General features: G+C 74.4%; 14 protein-coding genes. 4 read left to right on the top strand and 10 right to left on the bottom strand.

Features of this window, described 5'->3' with window-relative positions; translation table 11 throughout:
- Positions 1-16: 16 nt before the first annotated feature.
- The 6 genes from APR03_RS19415 to APR03_RS19390 all read right to left on the bottom strand — a co-directional run bounded on the left by APR03_RS19415 (position 17) and on the right by APR03_RS19390 (position 5,519).
- Positions 17-349 (bottom strand): histone-like nucleoid-structuring protein Lsr2, encoded by a 333-nt coding sequence (locus tag APR03_RS19415; protein WP_253838320.1) that lies wholly within the window; start codon positions 347-349, stop codon positions 17-19.
- Between the two features lie 174 nt (positions 350-523).
- Entirely contained in the window at positions 524-703 is a 180-nt protein-coding gene (locus APR03_RS19410; RefSeq protein WP_253838317.1) for a hypothetical protein, read from the bottom strand.
- Between the two features lie 37 nt (positions 704-740).
- A complete protein-coding gene (gene lysS, locus APR03_RS19405; RefSeq protein WP_253838315.1) occupies positions 741-2,267 on the bottom strand; it encodes a lysine--tRNA ligase in 1,527 nt (508 codons plus the stop codon).
- A gap of 20 nt (positions 2,268-2,287) precedes the next feature.
- Positions 2,288-3,229: a carboxylating nicotinate-nucleotide diphosphorylase gene (nadC, locus tag APR03_RS19400; protein ID WP_253838307.1), complete on the bottom strand. Its 942-nt coding sequence runs from the start codon at positions 3,227-3,229 to the stop codon at positions 2,288-2,290.
- A complete protein-coding gene (locus APR03_RS19395; RefSeq protein ID WP_253838305.1) occupies positions 3,226-3,894 on the bottom strand; it encodes a GntR family transcriptional regulator in 669 nt (222 codons plus the stop codon). Before APR03_RS19395 ends, nadC begins: the two co-directional genes overlap by 4 nt.
- A gap of 83 nt (positions 3,895-3,977) precedes the next feature.
- Positions 3,978-5,519, bottom strand: coding sequence for a PA0049 C-terminal domain-containing protein (locus APR03_RS19390; RefSeq protein ID WP_253838303.1), 1,542 nt, complete (start codon positions 5,517-5,519; stop codon positions 3,978-3,980).
- Between the two features lie 214 nt (positions 5,520-5,733).
- Here APR03_RS19390 and APR03_RS19385 point away from each other — a divergent pair, with 214 nt between their 5' ends.
- From APR03_RS19385 to APR03_RS19370, 4 genes are read left to right on the top strand one after another with little or no spacing between them, the layout of a single operon-like run.
- On the top strand, positions 5,734-7,011 hold the full coding sequence (locus APR03_RS19385) for an NRAMP family divalent metal transporter (protein ID WP_253838301.1): 1,278 nt from the start codon (positions 5,734-5,736) through the stop codon (positions 7,009-7,011).
- 27 nt (positions 7,012-7,038) lie between these two features.
- Entirely contained in the window at positions 7,039-7,821 is a 783-nt protein-coding gene (locus APR03_RS19380) for a LamB/YcsF family protein (protein ID WP_253838299.1), read from the top strand.
- Positions 7,821-9,476, top strand: coding sequence for a 5-oxoprolinase subunit B/C family protein (locus APR03_RS19375; RefSeq protein WP_253838403.1), 1,656 nt, complete (start codon positions 7,821-7,823; stop codon positions 9,474-9,476). The genes APR03_RS19380 and APR03_RS19375 overlap by 1 nt, the downstream gene beginning before the upstream one ends.
- Positions 9,473-11,242 (top strand): ATP-binding protein, encoded by a 1,770-nt coding sequence (locus tag APR03_RS19370; protein WP_253838297.1) that lies wholly within the window; start codon positions 9,473-9,475, stop codon positions 11,240-11,242. Before APR03_RS19375 ends, APR03_RS19370 begins: the two co-directional genes overlap by 4 nt.
- 91 nt (positions 11,243-11,333) lie before the next feature.
- Here the strand turns inward: APR03_RS19370 and APR03_RS19365 are convergent, their stop codons facing one another.
- The 4 genes from APR03_RS19365 to APR03_RS19350 all read right to left on the bottom strand — a co-directional run bounded on the left by APR03_RS19365 (position 11,334) and on the right by APR03_RS19350 (position 15,415).
- Positions 11,334-13,007, bottom strand: coding sequence for an L-aspartate oxidase (locus APR03_RS19365; protein ID WP_253838295.1), 1,674 nt, complete (start codon positions 13,005-13,007; stop codon positions 11,334-11,336).
- Complete coding sequence (panD, locus tag APR03_RS19360) at positions 13,004-13,510, bottom strand: aspartate 1-decarboxylase (RefSeq protein WP_253838293.1); 507 nt, start codon at positions 13,508-13,510, stop codon at positions 13,004-13,006. The genes APR03_RS19365 and panD overlap by 4 nt, the downstream gene beginning before the upstream one ends.
- Positions 13,511-13,514: 4 nt before the next feature.
- Positions 13,515-14,366, bottom strand: a complete 852-nt coding sequence (panC, locus tag APR03_RS19355; RefSeq protein ID WP_253838401.1) for a pantoate--beta-alanine ligase — start codon at positions 14,364-14,366, stop codon at positions 13,515-13,517.
- A 77-nt stretch (positions 14,367-14,443) separates the two neighbouring features.
- Complete coding sequence (locus tag APR03_RS19350; RefSeq protein WP_253838291.1) at positions 14,444-15,415, bottom strand: Rossmann-like and DUF2520 domain-containing protein; 972 nt, start codon at positions 15,413-15,415, stop codon at positions 14,444-14,446.

The raw sequence follows: 15,415 nt of genomic DNA, 5'->3' as shown, positions 1-15,415 counted from the left end.
CCGTGCGCGCGGTGCGTCAGCCGTTGGCCTTCGCGTAGGCCTCCTGGACCTCGGCCGCGATGCGGCCGCGGTCGCTCACGGTGTAACCGTTCGCCTTGGCCCACTCCCGGACCGCCGCGGTGTCGCTGCCGGAGCGCGACCGGCGCGTGGTGGTGGTACCGCGGGCGACGGGCGCCTTCACCTTGCGCGCGTGGCCGACCCACGAAGCGAGCGCGTCACGCAGCTGGGCCGCGTGCTCGGCATTGAGGTCGATCTCGTAGGAGACGCCGTCAAGGCCGAAGTTCACGGTCTCGTGCGCGGCACCACCATCGATGTCGTCTTCGAGAACGAGCTGAACCTTCTGAACCATACGGGTACTTCCCTTCCGCGCCACAAATTCGGGGTTAGTTCGTGAGCATGCCTCACCCAATATTGACATGTCAATAATGGGTGTGTGACACCGATCACCAAAACTTCACCCGGCGCGGTGAACGTCGCGGGATTTGATCCGCAACGCCACCAGGGATAACGTCTGGCGCACAGATCAGTGCGAAGGGGAATTCCCCGTCTTTTCTGCTGCCACCATGCCCTCACGGTCCATTCGGTCGAGGGCCTCACGCTCGTGCCGGTCGGCGCGGACGATCTTGCGCATGGCAAACCAGAACAGCAGACCGACGCCGACCGAGGGCGTGAGCCCGGCAAGCACCGCAAGCGTCGTATCCATCACAAGATCCTCACATGCTCGACAGCGTGGTTCATTTTCAGCCCTGCGGCTTCACCAGCGGGAAAAGGATGGTCTCGCGGATGCCCTGACCCGTCAGGGCCATCAGCAGACGGTCGATGCCCATGCCCATTCCGCCCGAAGGGGGCATCGCGAATTCCATCGCGGTCAGGAAATCCTCGTCGAGCAGCATCGCCTCGGCGTCGCCCGCCGCGGCCATCCGGGCCTGCGCCTCGAAGCGTTCGCGCTGGATGACGGGGTCGACCAGCTCCGAATAGCCCGTGGCCAGCTCGAACCCGCGCACGTACAGGTCCCACTTCTCGACCTGACCCTTTTCCGTGCGGTGGTCGCGCGTGAGCGGCGACGTCTCGACCGGAAAGTCCCGCACGAACGTCGGTGCGGTCAGGTGGTCGCCCACCCGGTGCTCCCAGAGCGTCTCGACGAGCTTTCCGTGATTGAGGATCTTCTTGTTCCCGACCTCGACGTCGAGACGCGCGGCGATCTTCTCGAGCTCCTCGACGGAGGTGTCGGCGGTGATCTCCTCACCCAGGCTTTCCGAGAGCGAGCCGTACATCGGCAGCTTTGCCCATTCGCCGCCCAGGTCGTACTCCGAACCGTCCGCGAGCGTCACGAGCGTCGTGCCGAGAACGTCCTGCGCGGCCGTCTGCACCAGGTCCTGGGTGAGCGCGCCGATGGTGTCGTAATCGCCGTAGGCCTCGTACGCCTCGAGCATCGCGAACTCCGGCGAGTGGGACGAGTCCGCACCCTCGTTCCGGAAGTTCCGGTTGATCTCGAAGACCTTCTCGACGCCGCCGACGACGGCCTTCTTGAGGAAGATCTCGGGCGCGATGCGCAGGAACAGCTCCAGGTCGTACGCATTCATGTGCGTCGAGAAAGGCCGCGCCGCCGCACCCGAGGGAATGGTCTGCAGCATCGGGGTCTCGACCTCGAGAAAGCTGCGGCGGTGGAAGTTCTCGCGCAGCGAGCGCACCACGCCGGCGCGCAGGCGCACCATGTCACGCGCCGCGGGGCGCGCGATGAGGTCCACGTACCGCTGCCGGACGCGGGCCTCCTCGGACAGGTCCTTGTGCAGCACGGGCAGCGGCCGCAGCGCCTTGGCGGCCATGCGCCACTCGTCGGCGAAGATGCTGAGCTCGCCACGCCGCGACGAGCCCACGCGGCCGTGCAGGAACAGGTGGTCGCCCAGGTCGACGTCGGTCTTGAAGGCGGCGAGCGCCTCCTCGCCGACCTCGGCCAGGCTCAGCATGCCCTGGAGGCGGTTGCCCTCGCCGTCCTGCAGCGTGACGAAGCACAGCTTGCCGCCGATGCGGATGAACACGACCCGGCCGGCGACGCCCACGACGTCGTCGGTCTCCTGGCCGGACTCGAGGTGGCCGTACGCCTCGCGGACCTCGGCGATCGTGCGGGTGACCGGGACGGAGACGGGGTAGGCCTCGGTGCCCTGGTCCAGCAGCCGCTCGCGCTTCTCACGCCGGACCCGCAGCTGCTCGGGCAGGTCGTCGGTCGGCGGGGCAGCGGGGTTCTCGGCTGCGGGGTTCTGGGTCACGAGGCCGATTCTATCGAGGCCTACGACCCGTTCTCCCCAGGGCGCAGGTCGAGCGCGAGGTCCAGGATGGGGGCGCTGTGGGTCAGGGCGCCCACGGAGAGGTAGTCCACGCCGGTGGCGGCGACCGCGCGCGCGACGGGGAGGGTCAGGTTGCCCGTCGCCTCCAGCTCGACGTGCGCGGGGACGCCGTCGCGCCCCTCGCGGGCGCGGACGGCCGCGACGGTCTCGGCCAGCACCGCGGGTGGCATGTTGTCGAGCAGGAGGAAGTCGGCGCCCGCCGCGACCGCCTCCAGCGCCTGCGCCGTGGTGTCGGCCTCGACCTGCACGGGCACGTCGGGGAACATCGCGCGGACGGCGCGCACGGCCGCGGCGACCGACCCGGCGGCGACCACGTGGTTGTCCTTGACCATGGCCACGTCGTACAGGCCCATGCGCTTGTTGGTGCCGCCGCCCGCGCGCACGGCGTACTTCTGCAGCGCGCGCAGGCCGGGCGTGGTCTTGCGGGTGTCGAGCACCCGCGCGCCCGTGCCCTCGAGCTCGCGGGCGAACGCGCGGGTCGCCGTCGCGACGCCGGAGGCCCGGCTGGCCAGGTTGAGCAGGGTGCGCTCGGCCACGAGCAGCACCTGGGTGCGGCCGTCGAGCGCGGCGAGCACCTGCCCGGCGGTGACGGTGTCGCCGTCCTGCGCGTGGAAGGTGACGGCCGGGGCGGGCAGGCCGAGGCGGGCCGCCACCTGGTCCAGGACCTCGGGCACCACCACGAGGCCGGCGACGACGCCGTCCTCGCGCGCCACCAGGTCCGCCGTCCCGGTGGCCGACGGCGGGATGGTCGCCTGGGAGGTCACGTCGCGGCCGGGCGCGGGGCCGAGGTCCTCGTCGAGGGCCACCTCGACGGTGCGGGCGACCCAGGCGGCGTCGAGGCCGGGCGTGATCGTGGAGGGCGTGTCGTGGACGGGGGTGCTCACGGGCTCACCGTATCCGGCGTGCCGGCGGTGCCCGCACGGTCCACCATCTGCTGGAGCATGCGCTCGGAGTCGGTGAGGTAGCGGTTCAGGTCGGCCGCGGCGCCGTCGGCGTCCCCTGCGAGGAACCGGCGCAGGAGGCCGGCGTTGCGGTCCACGAAGCCGTCGAAGAAGTCGCCGTCGTCGCCGAGCAGGCCGAACGAGAGGCGCAGCTCGGCGGAGAGGTTGGCGTGCACGCGCTCGAGGCGGGGGCTGCCCGCGAGCGCCACGATGCCGGAGTGGAAGCGCATGTTGGCGGCGGCGATGTCGCGCCAGTCGCCGCCGAGGCGGGCCGCGAGGGCGGCGTCGACGGCGTCGCGCATCATGCGGGCGCCGGGGTGGGCGGGGTCGCCGGCGGCGAGCACGGGCACCTCGATGAGGCGGCGCACGCGGTAGATGTCGACGATGTCGGCGAGCGTGGGCCGGGCCACGGCGACGCCGGCGTTGGGCCGCCGGACCAGCAGGCCCTCGTGCACGAGGATGCGGAAGGCCTCGCGCAGGGTGTTGCGGGAGACGTCGAGCGACTCGCTCACGGTCTGCTCGGAGAGCCGCTGGCCGGGCACGAGCCGCCCGGTGACGATGAGCTCGCGGATGGCGCCCGCACTCCGCTCGGCCCGATCGACTGTCACTCCCCCATCCTACGGATCGCTGAGTGCTGGATATCCGCCCTCTGCCGTGTGCCAGAAGGGCGAATATCCAGCACTCGACGGGGTCAGTCGGTCGTGTCGACGACCGCGTGGACCAGGTTGCGGGCCTGGGCGGCGATCGACGTGCGCCAGGCGTCGAACGTCGGGTCGGTCACGCCGAAGGTCGTCTCGAAGTGCTGCATGTCGGGGGTGTGGATGTGCCCGGCGGGGATGTCGAGCCCCGCGCGGTCGCGCAGCAGCGTGTTGCGGTAGGCGCTCTCGTTCGACAGGTAGTTGCCGCCGCCCCCGCTGTACGAGCAGGATCCCGCGGCGGGCGGCACGGGCGGCGTGGCCGGCGGGTAGGTGACGGGCGGCGGGCTGTTGAACGTGGTCAGCACGGGCGAGGCGCAGTCGGTGAACTGCGTGTAGCTCGTGTTCCACACCACGCCGAACGCGACGTCCGGGTCGGGCCAGGTGTCGCCCGGCGGCCGGGGCACGTCGGCGCCCGTGTCGGCCGCGATCATCTCGGCGACCGGCAGGCTCGCCGTGGTCCACTGCGGCGGGTCGGTGAGCCCGTCGCCGCCGCCCCAGCGGTCCACGACCTGGATGGTGCAGGCCGGGTTGTCGAGCGCGAGCTGCGGCACCCCGCCGACGCGCGCGCACGGCGCGAGGCCGTCGTTGCCGGGTGAGACGCCGTGGTAGCGCGCGTTCCACTGCTCCAGGTTGAACTGCGAACCGCCGGCCTGGCTCACGGTGAGGGACGCGTCGACCTGGCGCGGGCCGGGCTTCATGAACGGGCCCACGGTGTCCTCGAGGTAGCCCTCGGCGAACTCGCGGTAGCTCACGGGCAGCGTGTAGGCCTCGATGTGGGCGGTCCGGCCGTCGTCCGTCCGGTAGGTGGTGCCGTCCAGGGAGAGCGCCGTGGCGCCCGACGGGTTGCCGTGGCGGATGTTGTTGCCCACGGTGCCCGGCGCGGGGCCGGTGGTGCCGCCGTCGAGCGTGTAGACGTCGAACCCGCTCACGATCACGCGGACGACGTCGCGGCCGCGCGGCAGGTCGATGTCGAACATGCCCCGGGACGCCTTGTCGAAGGTCGTGACCAGCTCGGTGCGCTGGGCGTCGGTGAGGCCGCCGCGCGGGTCCCACTGGCGCAGCACCGCCATGGCCTCGACGCGGGTCCAGTACAGCGGGCGGTCGTCGCTCGCGGGCAGGTCGCCGCGCACGGCGTCGTCGTCGGACTGCGCCCGGCGGACCGCCGCGTCCCACAGGGCCTCGCCCGAGCGCTCCGCGAGCGCCGTGGCGCCCGCGAGGGTGCGGGTGCGGCAGAGCTGCGCGGTGAAGGCGGCCGTGTACCCGCCGAAGCCGCCGCCCTCGATGACCGTGCGGGCGTAGGTGCGCGGGGCGGGGACGGTCGGGTCGGCAGCGTCGGGCAGGCGGGCGGTCAGGCGGCGCTCCTCGACCGAGAGCGGGACGTCCGGGTCGAGGCACCCGGCGGGTGCCGCGACGTGCGCTCCCGCGGTGGTGGCGGTGTCGGCGGCGGACGCCGGGACCGCCAGGGCGGTGGTGGCGCAGAGCGCGAGGACGACGGCGCCCGCCCGCATCCTGACCACCGGTCGTGGTGTCGGCATGGTCTCTCCCCTCAGAGATGGCTTCGCACCGACCGTAGAGGTTCGTTGAACAATCCGACAGAGCCCGATTCGTAAACTTCTCGTGTCCCGGGCTGTTCATCGGCGTCGCAGCCGTGCCATGATCGGAAAGGTCCCGCAATGCGGCGGTAACAACCGGGCGGGACGATCCTGACTGTTGAACAATCCGGCTCATCCCAACGACCAGGAGGACAGCATGTCCGACACGAGCCACGAGCCTGCGACGGCGCAGGCCGACACGACGCCGGGTGGCCCGCCCGGCGGCCTCCGACGGTTCGCCACCGCGCGCAGCCGGTCCCTGCTGGGCGCGCTCTTCCTCATGGCGACCTCCGCCATCGGCCCCGGCTTCATCACCCAGACCGCCACCTTCACGCAGGAGCTCGGCGCCGCCTTCGCGTTCGGCATCCTCGTCTCGATCCTCCTGGACCTCGCCGTCCAGATGAACGTGTGGCGCATGATCACGCTGACCGGCAAGCGCGCGAGCGTGCTGGCCAACGAGGCCCTGCGGGGCAGCGGCTACGTGCTGGCCGTGCTCATTGTCTTCGGCGGCCTCATCTTCAACATCGGCAACACCGCGGGTGCCGGGCTGGGCCTCAACGCGCTGTTCGGCCTCGACCCGCGGCTGGGTGGCGCGATCAGCGCGGCCATCGCCATCGCGATCTTCCTCGCCAAGCGCGCCGGCGCCGTCGTCGACCGCGTCGTCATCGTGGCGGGCCTGGTGATGATCGTGCTCACCGTCATCGTCGCGATCCTGTCCGGCCCGCCCGTGGGCGAGGCCCTGCGGCAGACCGTGCTGCCCGACACCGTCGACTTCGCCACGATCACCACGATCGTGGGCGGCACGGTCGGCGGGTACATCACCTACGCCGGGGCGCACAAGCTCCTCGACTCCGGCACCGCCGGGCCCGAGCACATCCGCGAGGTGGACCGGGCGGCCGTCAGCGGCATCCTCGTCACCGGCGTCATGCGGTACGTGCTGTTCCTGGCCATCCTCGGCGTTGTCGCCTCCGGCGTCGTGCTGGACGTGACCGGCAACCCGGCCGGCGACGCGTTCGGGGCCGCCGCGGGCGAGGCCGGCCTGCGCATCTTCGGCGCCGTGTTCTGGATCGCCGCGATCACGAGCGTCATCGGCTCTGCGTACACGTCGGTGTCGTTCCTGCCCGTGTTCTCGGCGCGCATCACCGGGCGCACCGCCGACCTGTGGACGGTCGGGTTCATCCTGGTCTCGCTGGCCGTCTACCTGCTGATCGGGACGGCCCCCGCCACGCTGCTGGTGTTCGTCGGCGGGGTGAACGGGCTCATCCTGCCCATCGGTCTGACCCTGTTCATGTACATCGGCTGGTTCCGGGGGTCCCTGCTGGGCAGCGTCCGGTACCCGCGGTGGCTCCTGGTGGTCGGCACCCTGGCCACCGTGGTCACCTGGTACATGGCGGTCAACGCGGTGGGCCCGATCTTCGACCTGCTGTCCGCCTGACCGCCCGCACACGAAGGAGAGAGCACCATGAGCGCCGTCGACCTGAACAGCGACCTCGGCGAGGGCTTCGGCCGCTGGAGCCTCGGCGACGACGAGCAGATGCTCGGGATCGTCTCCAGCGCCAACGTCGCGTGCGGCTTCCACGCCGGGGACCCGGCGTCGATCCGCCGCACCGTCCGGGCGGCCGTCGAGCGCGGCGTCACCATCGGCGCGCACGTCGGCTACCGCGACCTGGCCGGGTTCGGCCGGCGGAACATGGACGTGCCCGACGACGAGCTCGAGGCCGACGTCGCCTACCAGATCGGCGCCCTCCGCGGCCTGGCGGACGCCGAGGGCGGCGTGGTCACGTACGTCAAGCCGCACGGCGCGCTCTACAACACCGCGGCGGTCGACGAGCGCGTGGCGGCGGCGGTCGCCCGCGCCGTCGCCGCCGTCGACCCGGGGCTCGTGCTGCTGGGGCTGCCCGGCAGCACGGCCCTGGCCGCGGCGGCCGCGGCCGGGCTCGCGACCGCCGCCGAGGCGTTCGCCGACCGCGCGTACACGCCCGAGGGCCGCCTGGTCTCGCGGCGCGAGCCCGGCGCGGTGCTGCACGACGCCGACGACGTGGCGCGCCGCATGCTCCGCCTCGTGACCGAGGGCGTGGTGACGGCGGTGGACGGGTCCGACGTGCCGGTGCGCGCCGACTCGGTGTGCGTGCACGGCGACTCCCCCGGCGCCGTCGCGATGGCCCGGCGCATCCGCGAGGTGTTCGACGCCGAGGGCGTGCACCTGCGGGCGTTCGCCCCGGAGACGGGCGGCGCCGCGGCGTGATGCGGGTACTGACCGCCCGCGACGACGCCCTCCTGGTCGAGCTGGACGACCTGGACCAGGCCGTCGCGCTGTACGAGTCCCTCCTGGCTGACCCCGTGCGCGGCGTCGGCGTCCCCGTGCCGGGTGCCCGGACGCTGCTCGTGCCCTACCGGCCGTCCGCGATCCGCGCGCCCGAGCTCGCCGCCGAGCTCCGGTCCCGGCCGCTGGTCCGGCGCCCGGCCGCCGAGGCCCGCACGGTGGAGATCCCCGTGCGGTACGACGGCGAGGACCTGGCCGAGGCGGCCGCGCTCCTGGGGTGGAGCCCGGAGGAGCTGGTGCGCCGGCACACCGCCGCGGCGTGGACCGTCGGCTTCGTCGGGTTCGCGCCCGGCTTCGCCTACCTGACCGGCGACGACCCCGAGCTCGTGGTGCCCCGCCGGTCCAGCCCACGCACCCGGGTGCCGGCCGGGTCGGTGGCGCTCGCCGGGCCGTACAGCGGCGTGTACCCGCGCGAGAGCCCGGGCGGCTGGCAGCTCGTGGGCCGCACGGACGCCCCGGTGTGGGACGTGACCCGCGAGCGCCCGGCCCTGATGCTCCCGGGCGACCGCGTCCGCTTCGTGGCGGTGACCTCTGCTGCCGAGAGCCGGTCCGCCGTCGAGAACGACCTGCGGGACGGATCCGGGGCCGAAGACGACCCGCAGGTCGTTCTCGAAGAGAATCGCAACGCAGCCGGGGTGCAGGTGGTTGCCAGCGGGGTGGTCGCGGTGGTGCAGGATCTCGGGCGGGCCGGGTCCGAGGGTGCCGGGGTCTCGGCGTCCGGGGCCCTGGACCGGCCGAGCCTGCGCGCGGCCAACCGGGCGGTGGGCAACCCGGTGGACGCCGCGGTGGTCGAGGCGGTCGGCGGGCTGCGGCTCCGCGCGCGCGGCCCGCAGGTGCTCGCCGTGACCGGGGCGGTCGGCGAGATCGTGGTGCGGCCGGGGGCGCCCCGTCCGCGGCCCGGTGAACCGTTCGCGCTGGACGACGGCGACGAGCTGCGGTTCGCCGCACCGGCCCGCGGGGTGCGCGCCTACGTCGCCGTCCGCGGCGGCATCAGCGTGCCGCCCGTGCTCGGCAGCCGGGCCACGGACGTGCTCGCCGGGCTGGGCCCCGACCCCCTCCGGCCCGGGGACCTGCTCCCGGTCGGCGTCCCGGAGCGGGGCCTGCCCGCCGTCGGCCCGCGTGCGGTGCCTGCCCCCGCCGTGCCCGCCCCGCCCGGGACTGGCCTGCCCGCACCCGGCGAGACCACCGTGCTCGACATCGTGCTCGGGCCGCGCGACGACTGGTTCGACGCAGCCGGGATCGACCTGCTGACGGGGCAGGACTGGCTGGTCACGCCGCGGTCCAACCGCATCGGCCTGCGCCTGGACGGCACTCCCCTGCCCCGCACGCCCGACCGGGTCGGCGCCGAGCTGCCCAGCGAGGGCTGCGTCACCGGCGCGATCCAGGTGCCGCCCGACGGCCTGCCCGTGCTCTTCCTGGCCGACCATCCCCTGACCGGCGGCTACCCCGTGATCGGGGCGGTCGTGGCCGGTCACGTCCCCCTCGCGGGCCAGCTCCCCGCGGGCGCCCGCATCCGTTTCCACGTCCGGGACGTTCCCCGCCCGGACGGCACCACCCCCGCAGGAGGCACCCCATGATCCGCACCGTCCTCGTCGCGAACCGGGGCGAGATAGCGGTGCGCGTGATCCGCGCGTGCGCCGACCTCGGGATCCGCTCGGTCGCCGTGTACGCCGACGGCGACGCCGACGCGCTGCACGTCCGCCTGGCCGACGAGGCCTGGGCCCTCGACGGACGCACGGCCGCCGAGACCTACCTGTCCGTCGAGAAGATCCTGGACGTGTCCCGCCGCTCCGGCGCCGACGCCGTGCACCCCGGCTACGGGTTCCTGTCCGAGCGGGCCGCCGCCGCGCGCGCCGTCGAGGACGCCGGGCTGGTGTGGGTGGGGCCGACGTCGGCCACGATCGAGCTGCTGGGCGACAAGATCGCCGCACGCGAGCTGGCCCGGAAGGTCGGCGCGCCCCTCGTGCCGGGCTCCGACGGCCCCGTGCCCGACGCCGCCGCCGCGCTCGCCTTCGCCGAGGAGCACGGGCTGCCGCTCGCGATCAAGGCCGCGCACGGCGGGGGCGGGCGCGGCATGCGCGTAGCGCGCACGCTCGAGGAGGTGCCCGAGCTGTTCGAGGCCGCACGCCGCGAGGCCGAGGCGGCGTTCGGGCGCGGCGAGTGCTTCGTCGAGCGGTTCCTGGAGCGGCCCCGGCACGTCGAGGCGCAGGTGATCGCGGACGACCACGGGAACGTGGTCGTGGCGGGCACGCGCGACTGCTCGCTGCAGCGGCGCAACCAGAAGCTGGTCGAGGAGGCCCCGGCCCCGTTCCTCGACGACGCCGTGCGCGCCCGCGTGCACCAGGCCGCCCGGGACCTGTGCGCCGCCGCCGGCTACCGCGGCGCGGGCACGGTGGAGTTCCTGCTCGGCGCGGACGGCACGCTGTCGTTCCTCGAGGTGAACACGCGGCTCCAGGTGGAGCACCCCGTCACCGAGGAGACCACCGGGCTCGACCTCGTGGCGGAGCAGCTCCGTGTGGCGGGCGGCCTGCCGCTGTCCGTGACGCGCGACCCCGAGCCGCGCGGGCACGCGATCGAGCTGCGGCTCAACGCCGAGGACCCCGCGCGCGGGTTCTTGCCCGGCCCGGGCCGTATCGACCGGTTCGACCCGCCCGGCGGACCCGGCGTGCGCGTCGACACGGGCGTGGGGTCCGGCTCCACGGTGCCCGGCGAGTTCGACTCGCTGTTCGCCAAGGTGGTCGTCTGGGGTCCCTCGCGCGAGGTCGCGCTCGCCCGGGCACGGCGGGCCGCGGCCGAGACCGTGGTCGAGGGCGTGCCCACCGTGCTGCCGTTCCACCGCGCCGTGCTCGCCGACCCCGCGTTCACCGGCCCCGCGTTCGCCGTCCACACCCAGTGGATAGAGACCGAGATGCTGCCCGCGGTCGACCCGCAGGCGCTGGCCGCGCCCGTGACCGAGCCGGGGGTCGTGGAGACCTGGGTGGAGATCGACGGCCGGCGGCACCGGGTGCGCACGCCGGGCGGCATCGGATTCGGGGGCGGTCTGCCGGGCGGTACCCCGTCGTCGGCCCCGGAGGACCAGGGCGGCGAGGCCGACGACGGCGTCCCGGTCCGCGCGGCCATGCCCGGAACCCTCGTGCGCTGGCTCGTGGCCGACGGCGAGACCGTCGCCGACGGTCAGCCCGTCGCCGTCGTCGAAGCGATGAAGATGGAGTCCCGGCTCGTCGCCGAGGCCGCCGGAACGCTTGCGCACGCCGCCGCGGAGGGCGCCCAGCTCACGCCGGAGAACCCGGTCGCGTGGGTGTCTCCCCCGACCGCCGGCGCGCCCGGCACGCCCGGCACGTGAGGTCGGTCGGTTGCCCCGAGATCGGTCAATCGGCGGACCGATCTCGGGGCAACCGACCGACCTCACGTGAGATCTGGACACCGGGCGGGGGTCAGCCGGCGTGCAGCTCGCCGTCGGTGTCCAGGCGCACGAGCACGCGGCGGCGCCAGGCGTCGTCCGGGCGGGGGAAGTCCGTGCGGTAGTGGCCCCCGCGGGTCTCCTCGCGCACCCAGGCCGCACGGGTCAGCGCCCGGGCCACGAGGTGCACGTTGGTGGTCTCCCACTCGGCGGCCTGGGGCTCGGCCACGACGTCGGCCGCCAGGTGGGCGTCGGAGCGGACGGCACCCAGGCGCTCGTCCACCTCGGCCAGCGACCGGGCCGACCGGATCACGCCCGCGCCGCCCGAGGTCACCTTCTGGACGCGCGACCGCGCGGCCGCCGCGACGAGCGCGGACCCGCCCGGGCGCTCGGCCGGCTCGCCCTGCGGCAGCTTCCCCGCGTCGAACCGCTCCACGACGTCCCGCGCGGCCCGCGAGGCGAACACGATGCCCTCCAGCAGCGAGTTCGACGCCAGCCGGTTGGCCCCGTGCACGCCCGTGCAGGCCACCTCGCCCACGGCGTACAGGCCGTCCACGGACGACCGGCCGTCGAGGTCGGTCACCACGCCGCCCGAGTGGTAGTGCTGGGCGGGCGCCACGGGCACGGGCTCCTCGGACCAGTCGATGCCGGCCTCCAGCAGCCGCGCGTTGATGGTGGGGAACCGCGTGCGCAGGAAGTCCCGGCCCAGGTGGCGGGTGTCGAGCAGCACGTTGTCGGCGCCCGTGGCGGCCATCTGCCGCACGATCGCGTGCGCGACGACGTCCCGCGGCGCCAGCTCGGCCATCTCGTGCACGCGCGGCATGAACCGGTGGCCGTTGACGTCCAGCAGCAGCGCGCCCTCGCCCCGCACCGCCTCCGAGACGAGCGGCAGCTGACCCTTGGCGCCCGACCCCAGCCAGAGCACCGTGGGGTGGAACTGCACGAACTCCAGGTCGCCCAGCACCGCACCGGCCCGCAGCGCGGCGGCGATGCCGTCGCCCGTGGCGCCGGCCGGGTTGGTCGAGGACCGGAACACCTGCCCGATCCCGCCCGTCGCCAGGATCACCGCGGGCGCGAGGACCGCGCCGACGCCGTCGCGCGAACCCGTGCCGCGCACGTGGAGCGTCACGCCGCACGCGCGCCCGTCCGCCGTCGTCAGCACGTCCAGGACCAGGGCGTTCTCGACGACCTCGATGCCGGGGTCGTGCCGCACGGCCTCGATCTGCGCCACGAGCGCGCGGGAGATCTCGGCACCCGTCGCGTCGCCGCCGGCGTGCGCGATGCGGTCGGCGTGGTGGCCGCCCTCCCGGGTGAGCGCGATGTCGCCGTCGGCGGCCTTGTCGAAGACGGCGCCGCGCGCCACGAGCTCGCGGACGCGCTCCGGACCCTCGGTGACCAGCACCTGCACGGCCTCCGGGTCGGACAGCCCGCCGCCCGCGGCGAGCGTGTCGGCGAGGTGCGCCTCGGGCGAGTCGGACGGGTCCAGGGCCGCCGCGATGCCGCCCTGCGCCCACACCGTCGAGCCGGACGACAGGCGCCCCTTGGTCACGAGCAGCACGCGCGGCACGCGTGTGCGCAGCTCCAGCGCCGCCGTGAGCCCGGCGATGCCGGAGCCGACGACTATCGCGTCGGCCTCGGCGGTCCAGCCGGGCGCGGGAGCGGCGAGGGAGCGGGCGAGGCGGGGTCCGGGTCCGGGCGTGGCGCTCACGCGCGGCCCGACGCCGTCCGCACCAGGCCGGCGTGCTGGAACGGCTCGATCGGCAGGCCGCTCTCCTCCAGGCCGTACCCGTCCGGGACGTGCCCGGGCTCGTCGTTGATCTCGACGATGCGGTTCTTCTCGTCCACGAACACGACGTGCGGCAGGAAGGTGCGGGCGTCGTGGTCGGACAGCATGCCGTAGGCGATGAGGATGACGACGTCGCCCGGGCTCACCAGGTGCGCGGCCGCCCCGTTGATGCAGATCTGGCCCGACCCGGGCTCGCCGGGGATCACGTAGGTGGTCAGCCGGGCACCGTTGGTCACGTCGACGACGTCGACCTGCTGGCCGGGCACGAGGTCGGCGGCGTCGAGGAGGTCGGCGTCCACCGTGATGGAGCCGACGTAGTGGAGGTCCGCCTGCGTCACCGTGGCGCGGTGGATCTTCGCGATCATCATGGGCCGCTGCAGCGATGCGGGGCGGCCGACGGGCGGGCGGTGCTCGGTGGAGCTCATGACGTCACCTCTGGGGCAGGACCTCGACGGCCTGGTTGTCGATCAGGCGGGTGGAACCCACCCGTGCGGCCACGAGCAGCAGCGCGGGGCCGGAGAAGTCGTCCGCGACCGGTGCGACGGTCAGCGGATCGACGAGCGCCAGGTAGTCGACCACGACGCCGTCGGCCCCGTCCAGCACTTCGCGCGCGTCGTTGATCACACCCGGGGCGCCCCGGTCCGCCGCGGCCGCGCCCGCCCGCAGCGCGCGGGACAGGGCCAGGGCGCGCTCCCGCTCGTCGTCCGACAGGTAGGCGTTGCGGGAGGACAGCGCGAGCCCGTCGGTCTCCCGCACGGTCGGCACGCCGACCACCTCGACCGGCACCTCCAGGTCGCGCACCATGCGGCGCACGGCCAGGAGCTGCTGGGCGTCCTTCTCGCCGAACAGCGCGACGTCCGGCCGCACCAGGTGCATCAGCTTGAGCACCACGGTGAGCACGCCGTCCAGGTGCCCGGGCCGGGACTCGCCCTCCAGCACCTCGCCGATCCGCCCTGCCGAGACCCGCACCACGGGGTCGCCGTCCGGGTAGACGACGTCGGGCGTGGGCGCGAACACGACGTCCGCCCCGACGCCGGCGAGCTTGGCGACGTCGCCGTCCAGGTCGCGCGGGTAGGTGTCGAGGTCCTCGCCCGCACCGAACTGGAGCGGGTTGACGAAGATCGTGACGACCACCTGCCCGCTGCTCCCGGCCTCGGCGCGCGCCCGGCGCACGAGCTCCAGGTGCCCGTCGTGCAGCGCGCCCATCGTCATGACGACGGCGCGGCGGCCGGGGCCGTCGTCCGGCCCGCTCTCCACGGGTCCGGCGAGCGCCCAGCGCATCTGCGCGTCGCGCAGCTCGTCGCGCGTGCGGACCACGAGCGGCGTGCGGGTGTCCTGCGTGTCGGCAGCCTGCGAGGTCACGGGGTCTTCCTTCCTGCGCGCGACGAGCCGGTCGCGCCGTCCAGGGCGTCGAGCAGGGCCTGCGCCGCGGTGTCGTCGATGCGGTGGCTCGCGAGCGCGCGGCGCGTGGCGCCGCGGGCGAGCTCGGTGTAGCTGTCGGGCACGTCGGTGGCGCCGCTCGCGGCGGCCAGCGCGCTGAGGTCGGTGAGGTGGCGGCGCACGGTGCCGACGTCACCCCGCGAGACGGGTCCGGTGAGCGCCGCGATGGCGCCGGGCCCGACGCCGTCGCGCACGTCCGCGGACCGTGTCGCCGACTCCAGCGCGGCGTCGAGCAGCGGGGCGAGCACCCGGCCCGGGGACGCGATCCCCGCCGCCTCCAGGGCCTGGGCCGCCTGCGCCACGAGCACGACGAGGTGGTTCGCGCCGTGCGCGAGGGCCGCGTGGTACAGGCCGCGGGACTCCTCGTCGACGACGACGGGCTCGCCGCCGATCTCGACCACGAGCGCCTGCCCGATGGGCAGCACGGGGGCCGGCCCGGTCACCGCGAACGTGCAGCCCTCCAGGCGCGCCAGGTCGAGCGAGGTGCCGGAGAACGTCATCGCCGGGTGGATGGCGAGCGGGATCGCGCCCCCGAGCCGGGCGGGCTCCAGCACGGCCGTGCCGAACCGGCCCGACGTGTGGATCGCGAGCTGCCCGGGCTGCCAGGCCCCGGTGTCGGCGAGTCCGGAGACCAGGGGGCCGAGGGCGTCGTCCGGCACGGCGAGCAGCACGAGCTCCGCGCGCTCGACCACGTCGGGCACCTCCAGGTTGGGCACGCCGGGCAGGAGCGTCTCGATGCGCTCCCGCGAGTCCTCGGAGATGCCGCTGGCGCCGACGACGGCGTGGCCCGCGGCGCGCAGGGCGTTGCCGAGCACCGCACCCACCCGTCCCGCGCCGACCACTCCCACACCCAGCCGGCCGGGCCGACGGCCCGCCTCGGGGTCACTCAC

Origin of the sequence: Promicromonospora thailandica, assembly GCF_024171955.1 — a bacterium.
Lineage (GTDB): Bacteria > Actinomycetota > Actinomycetes > Actinomycetales > Cellulomonadaceae > Promicromonospora > Promicromonospora thailandica.
Note: the sequence above shows the minus strand (reverse complement) of the source record. Positions and strands in the feature narration are given on the sequence as shown.